This window comes from Halobacillus sp. (genome assembly GCF_049282395.1).
In the GTDB taxonomy this organism is placed as follows: domain Bacteria; phylum Bacillota; class Bacilli; order Bacillales; family Halobacillaceae; genus Halobacillus.
In genome coordinates this window covers 1-6,041 of sequence record NZ_JBAPTY010000089.1, presented here as the reverse complement: position 1 = coordinate 6,041, position 6,041 = coordinate 1, and the positions used below count along the sequence as shown (strand labels likewise).

General features: G+C 43.3%; 5 protein-coding genes. 2 read left to right on the top strand and 3 right to left on the bottom strand.

Annotated features, from left to right (window positions below):
* Both WAM07_RS04450 and WAM07_RS04445 read right to left on the bottom strand, forming a co-directional pair.
* Positions 1–274: S-layer homology domain-containing protein (locus WAM07_RS04450; RefSeq protein WP_422165120.1), on the bottom strand; the 274-nt coding region annotated here is incomplete at its 3' end.
* A 212-nt stretch (positions 275–486) separates the two neighbouring features.
* Positions 487–969 carry a sigma-70 family RNA polymerase sigma factor gene (locus WAM07_RS04445; protein ID WP_422165118.1) on the bottom strand — a complete coding sequence of 161 codons (483 nt, stop codon included), beginning with the start codon at positions 967–969 and terminating at the stop codon, positions 487–489.
* Positions 970–1,336: 367 nt separating this feature from the next.
* Between WAM07_RS04445 and WAM07_RS04440 the strand changes: the two genes are divergently transcribed.
* Together WAM07_RS04440 and WAM07_RS04435 are read left to right on the top strand one after the other, a co-directional pair.
* Positions 1,337–4,339, top strand: a complete 3,003-nt coding sequence (locus WAM07_RS04440; protein ID WP_422165116.1) for a carbohydrate binding domain-containing protein — start codon at positions 1,337–1,339, stop codon at positions 4,337–4,339.
* A gap of 163 nt (positions 4,340–4,502) precedes the next feature.
* On the top strand, positions 4,503–5,534 hold the full coding sequence (locus tag WAM07_RS04435) for a LacI family DNA-binding transcriptional regulator (protein ID WP_422165114.1): 1,032 nt from the start codon (positions 4,503–4,505) through the stop codon (positions 5,532–5,534).
* A gap of 60 nt (positions 5,535–5,594) precedes the next feature.
* Here the strand turns inward: WAM07_RS04435 and WAM07_RS04430 are convergent.
* The coding region (locus WAM07_RS04430) for a CPBP family intramembrane glutamic endopeptidase (protein WP_422165112.1) at positions 5,595–6,041 on the bottom strand (447 nt) is incomplete at its 5' end.

The window sequence follows — 6,041 nt, the reverse complement described above, 5'->3', positions numbered from 1 at the left end:
GAGGAGCATTTTCCGTATCTAAGTTTAATAGCCGGGTAATCATAAGTGCCGCTTCTGCCCTGGTAATTTCGGATCGATATTTAAATTCTCCATCCGTATAGCCCTGAACAATTTCTTTATCTGCAAGCGCATGGATCGGTTCATAATAAATCGTTCCCTCATTAACATCAGAAAACTGTTTGGAGCCTGCATCCACTGTTTGCAGCGGGATAAGAAGAGCGATGGGCAAAACAACCGAGGCAATCGCCCGTTTTACATATGTACGTCTGGTCATGGAAATCTCATTCCTCCTAAAGTTTATTGAAACGTCGATATTTGTCTCTAAAAGCTATATCGACTCGAAATATAAAGTCTTCAATAAACGGACGTTAATTTTATACAAATTACGGAACAGAGGGACAAAGACCTAGTCTAATAGATAGAAAAAAGACTGTCTCGATCGAGACAGTCTCCATGTTTCCTTACCAGCTTTGATGCTCCCATCCTCTACTCAGCACTCGTAAAATTTCTTCCTACCTTATGCTTGATCTTTTTTCTGTACCTTTTTACCGTCGATACACTGACCAATCGATCAGCCGATATCTCTTCTACCGTATAACCTTGCAGCGTTAAATGAAGAATTTCACTCTCCAGGCTGCTCAGCTGACTGCAGTAAAATACATCATAGAATTGATTAAATTCGGAAGTCGGATCAGGAAAGAATCCCTTCTCTTTCGGATACATAATTGAGATGCGGTTCCAGTACTGCTGCTCTTTTTGAATAATAGTTCGAAAGTGGTAATGTAACCGCCAGGTGAAATAAGTAGAAAATTTAGAGCGTGAAGCGTCGTAGCGCTGAATGCACTGCTCATAAACAAAGTAGGCATCCTGTATGTAATCCTCATAGGGAAGCGGCATACCTAACTGATGCAGTACATGGTGCACGAGGGCATGGTAATCTTCAAATGGACAAGGCAACTGGTTCATCATTTCTCTTTTCTATTGAATATTCAATCGTGTAGTACGCGCCTCCTTATTATTACCTATACTGGATAAAAATGATAGACTATTTTTGAAAATTTTAGTCCTTTTACACTACAATCATTCCATAATATCCAGTATTTCTTTTACAGGCACCTCTTGCCAATTCAGAAAATTGTGGTAAGATATGGACTAACATAACAGTGACCTAATAGAAGTCTTATTTTTTTAAGTAAAAACGAAAGCGCTTTCGCAACTGTATCCACTTACGTTTTGCTTATTTTTTTACTCGTTAACGAAACCGGTTTCTGTTACCTGTTGATGGTTGGTGGGTCTCCCCCCACTTCATCATATATAATCCTTAGAGGAGGAATACATGTTGAAAAAATGGTTGTTCATTTGTATCTTGCTGGTGATGGTGTTTGTGTCAGCAGCTTCCCCTGTTTTAGCCAAGTCAAAGAAAGGAGCTGCGAATGAGTGGAGTGAGCAGGAGATCTTTTCCGGCTTGGAAAAAAGCTTAAAAAATCCCAATGCTGCTTTATCGAAAGTGGAATTCGCTTCCCTTGTGAATCGAGTGTTTGGATACGAAGACAAAGAGGCTGACTATTGGGAAGCTGTCTTAGAGGACGAAGCTTCCAAAAATTCAGTGATTAAACAAGAAGATGCTGTCGAGATGATGACCTATCTCATGCCCGAAGAAGAAAAATTAACCTCCAATGAACTAAGCGTGAAGGCTGAAAAGCCCCTCAAAGTATCCAAAGCGATGGAAATTTTTGATAGGCTGATCGAGCGAGCGTACACCACACCAGGTACATATCAGGATGAAACAATTGAAGGTACAGCGGTGATCAGTTCAGAGGATGTTACCCTGGAAAACACAACGATCACCGGTGATCTATACATCACACAGGGAACCAAAGAAGGCTGGACGAAGTTAGAAAACGTCACGGTAGAAGGAACGATTTACGTGCACAAGCAGGTTCAGAATCACGTACGTTTAATCGACTCCGATGTGAATCAAGTGAAAATCTATGAACCTGGTCAAAAAGAAACGGATTGGTCTCTCGTATGGTCAGATGAATTTATGACAGCCGAGATAGATGACTCCAAATGGACCTACGACATCGGCAACTGGATCGTCGATGAAAATGGGGAAGGAATTTCTCAAGGCTGGGGTAACAACGAGCAGGAATACTACACCGATTCTCCGGAGAATTCATATATTGAAGACGGGAAACTGATTATTAAAGCTCAAAAAGAAGAAGAGCCGATTACGGATCAGTTTGGTTCGTACGATTATACTTCCGCCAAGCTGAAAACGAAGGGATTATTCAGCAAGAAGTACGGTAAATTTGAAGCCCGAATGAAACTTCCAGAAGGCCAAGGATTCTGGCCGGCTTTTTGGATGATGCCGGAAGACAGTGTCTACGGGGAATGGGCTTCCTCAGGTGAAATTGACATTATGGAAGCTGCAGGAAAAGACACGAGCACTATTGGCGGAACGATTCATTATGGTTCGGAAAATCCAAATAATACGTACCGTGGCTCTGAATATCACTTTCCAGCAGGGACCGATTACACGGATTACCACACGTATTCCGTAGAATGGGAGCCGGGAGAAATCCGATGGTATGTAGACGGAGAACTCTATCAAACGCTGAATAACTGGTTCAGTAAAGGAAAAGACGAAGCAGAAAACTATACCTACCCTGCCCCTTTTGACCAGGAATTCTATCTTATTATGAATCTCGCGGTTGGCGGATGGTACGGCGGTAATGTCGATGAGACTACCCCATTCCCAGGTATCATGGAAGTGGATTACGTCCGTGTCTATGAACTAACCGGACGCGATTATAAAGAACCGGTTAAACCTGAGGTCGAGGATGAAGAGCTTCCTGAAGATGCCAAGCAGCCACTGGAAGACGGAAACCTCATTTATGATAATCAATACACTCGGGAAATCAATCAGGTTAAAGATGGAAGTGATTCCTACGAGCCAGTGTATTGGAACTTCCTTCAGCTGCCAGACTTTGAAGGAGCTGGTTCCATAACCACTTCCGATGTCGATGGAGAGACGTTTGCCAAAACCGAAATTAGTAATCCTGGAAACGCCTTGTGGTCTCTTCAGCTGATACAAAATGCAGCGATCGTTGAAGGTCACACGTATAAGGTCAGTTTTGATGCTAAATCCAATACATCAAGAAACATGATGACCAAAGTTTCAGGCGGTGCCGAAAGAGGCTATGCCAACTACTCCGGCGAGCAGTCGATCGCCCTGTCGGATCAGGTACAATCGTATGAGTACACCTTTACCCTGAATCAGGAAACGGATCTTGCGGCCAGACTCGAATTTAATATGGGTGCAAATGGGACAGCCCCTGTCTGGATTGGAAATGTCCGCATGGAAGATATTACGGGAACAGAAGAGACAAGTGATCAAAAGGCCCCGCTTCCAGATGGAAATCATGTGTACAATGGAACCTTTGATCAGGGAGATCAGTCCCGCATGATCTATTGGAATGTGAATACCGAAGAGGATGCGGTCGCAGAAGCAAGCGTTGACTCAGAAACGCGAGAGCTGCACCTGGATATTTCCGAAGGCGGAGATTACCCTGAGGCTGTCCAGGTGAGCCAAACGGGCCTTCAATTTCTGAAAGGAAATACGTACGCTCTTACGTTTGAAGGACGGGCTGAGGAAAATCAATCGATTGAAGTGGCTTTCTTGAGTAAGGATGGAACGGTTCGTTACGCGGAGCAGGATGTCCAGTTAACGAAAGATATGAATACTCACGAAGTTACGTTTGAAATGCCGCAGGACATCACGGATCGTGAAGGACAGCTTGTCTTTAATACGGGCGGAAAGTCAGCCAGCATATACTTGGACAACGTCGTCCTGCTTCAAACATCCAGTTTTATTGATTATAGGAACGTTGACCTTTATCCTTTAACCAATGGAGACTTTACAGCTGGACTGGACGATTGGTCTACCTATATTCACTTTGATGCCGGCGCCGAAATTACAGCTGACAGTGGAGAGCTTGAAGCTCATATTACCAATCCAGGTAATGAAATGTGGAGTGTGCTCCTTGAACAGCCAGGACTCCAGCTGTCCAAAGGAGTCACGTACGAGCTATCCTTTGACGCTAGATCCACGGTGGCCAGAGACATCGAACTTACGGTAGAGAACGCTTCTTACCAGAGGTATTTCAGCGAAAAAATATCACTTGGAACAGAGACTCAGAGCTTCGACTATGAATGGAACATGACTGCGGACGACACGGCTTCCCTGAAGTTTTTAATGGGGCAATTTGCTGAGGCTCATGACATTTATATCGACAATGTCGTTTTACAAGTAAAGAATGCAAGTGAATACGAATAATACATGATGAAAAAGGAAGCTGATAAAACAGCTTCCTTTTTCAAACTTTAAGGTTTTTCTCTGTTGATTTTTTCAGTCTTGCAATAAATACGGCACGATATTATAATACATATATGGCAACAATCGAAAGCGCTTTCGATACCGGAGGAGATGGAATAAAACCATGGTAACTATATACGATATCGCTAAAAAGACAGGATACTCAGTTACAACCGTATCCAAAGCACTTAACAACTATGCTGATGTCAGTCAGAAAGCAAGAAAAACCATTTTAGATGCGGTGGAAGAGATGGGGTATTTACCTAATTCTCATGCCCGCACCCTGACGACGAAAAAATCATGGACAATCGGTGTTATTTTCATCGAATCATTAGGGATTGGAATGAAGCATCCTTTTTTCAGTTCCGTTATTGAAAGCTTCCGCAAAAATGTAGAAATACTCGGCTATGATCTGCTATTTGCTTCCCGAATGATCAATAACCAGAAAAAAAGTTACCTGCAGCAGTTCAAGTACCGTGGAGTCGACGGCGTGGTTATCGTCAGCTCGTTATTTAACGATAAGCAGGTGAAGGAGCTCATGGAATCGACCATTCCTACGGTGGTCATTGATTTACATAGCAGCGAATCCGCTGTCGTGAAATCGGATAACTTCGACGGAAGCTACAAGGCTGTTGATTACCTGTATTCCCTGGGTCATCGTACTATGGCTCATATCGCGGGGCACGCCACCACGTTTGCTGGACAGGAAAGACTGAATGGCTTTTTAACTTCGACGAAATCATTAGGACTCGATGTACCAGATGAATACATTGTAAATGGGGATTACTTTTCGCGTGAAGGAGGCTATGAAGCTATGAAAAAACTTCTGGCCCTTCCCCATCTCCCTACCGCTGTCTATGCAGCTGGTGATGAATTAGCGATTGGAGCTATGCAGGCGATCAAAGACGCTGGATACAGCGTTCCGGAGGACTTTTCTATTATCGGGTTTGATGATATTGATATCTCCCAGTTCGTGAATCCACCTTTAACCACCATCCGGCAGAATACGGATGTACTTGGAAAAGAAGCTGCAGAATTATTGCTTCATCAAATCAACAGCCGTCAGAAAGTAAACGACAGCATTGTCGTACCGGTTGAGCTCGTCATTCGTGACAGCTGTAAAGCTCTCGTCCAGACGGAAAGCTCTCCATCCTAAAAAAGCTGTATCCTTCAAGGTGCGTCCTGGAGGATACAGTTTTTTTGTGCGCAGACCGAACTATGAATAAAGGATGGTGACTACAATGACGACTATGGTGTTCCACAGTCCATGAGCAATCATAGATGCGGTTAATCGCTTCGTATATAAATAAAGAATCGTATAAGCTGTACTAGGTACAAGAAGATCCACCCATTCTACTAAATCTGCAGGTAAATGACCGGCTGCAAAGAACAAAATGGAGAAAGCAGAAGCTATATACAGTACAAATTTAGAGTCTTTAAAAATGCCTGCTAGCGCGCCAATAAAAAAACCACGGTTGTATAATTCTTCAACGATCCCTCCACCAATGATACCCAAAGGTAAATACCACAAAATATTCACCCAGTTAGAATCAAGCATCATGAGTACCTCAGAGATATCTTCACGTGAAGCCCCGCCTGTATGGGGAATGATCCAAATAAATTGCACTACGGCCCATCCAATCGCTACAGCTGCCCCCAACAG